Annotated in this window: 1 protein-coding gene; it reads left to right on the forward strand. The window is 51.6% G+C overall.

Annotation, left to right across the window (positions count from 1 at the left end):
- Positions 1-20: 20 nt before the first annotated feature.
- A partial coding sequence (gene rsmH / locus A3750_RS24315; RefSeq protein WP_082873415.1) for a 16S rRNA (cytosine(1402)-N(4))-methyltransferase RsmH occupies positions 21-922 on the forward strand: 902 nt, incomplete at its 3' end.

Raw genomic sequence — 922 nt, forward strand, 5'->3', positions numbered from 1 at the left:
TTTCACGGTTTGTCGCTCTAATGTCGACTGACTCGGCGCACGTCACCGTCCTACTTGAAGAGGCCGTTAAGGCTTTAGTGTCTGACCCAGGCGGGCGATACGTCGACGGGACATTTGGGCGTGGAGGTCATGCTCGATTGATTCTAGAGTCATTGTCAGCGCAAGGTCAGTTAGTGGCCATAGACAAAGACCCAGAAGCAGTGCGCGTTGCGACTGAGCTGGCTGCGATGGATAGTCGGTTTGCTATTGAGCACGGCTCGTTTACAGAAGTGAAGAATTATGTGGGTGCACGCTCTTGGCCGGGAGCGACAGGAATTTTAGTTGACCTAGGAGTGTCTTCGCCTCAGTTAGATGATGCAGAGCGCGGCTTTAGCTTTATGAATGATGGGCCGCTCGATATGCGGATGGATACCAGTCGAGGTCTTAGCGCAGCCGAATGGGTCGCAAAGGTAGAAGAGCCTGAGTTGATTCGGGTGTTAAGAGAATACGGTGAAGAGAAGTTTGCGCGGCGAATTGCTGGGGCGATTATAAGAGAGCGAGGTGTTGCTCCAATTACTACAACGGCTCGTCTCGCCAATGTTGTTTCCGAGGCAAACCCTTCTTGGGAGAAGCATAAGCATCCTGCCACTAGAGCATTTCAGGCGATTCGCATTGAGGTGAATCAGGAACTGAATGATCTGGAGCTGTTTTTGGAGAATGCCAGTGATGCGCTCTCAGTGGGCGGGCGCTTGGTGGTTATTAGCTTCCACTCGCTTGAAGATCGAATGGTTAAGCGGTTCATGAAGAAAATGGCGAAGGGTGACGAACCGCCACCGGGAGTTCCTGTGTTGGAAAGTGATATAACGCGAAGATTTAAGTTGATGAGTAAGGCAATGAAGCCCGCCAAGCAAGAAATAGAACGCAACCCTCGATCTCGCAGCGC

It is taken from the genome of Oleiphilus sp. HI0079, assembly GCF_001635105.1.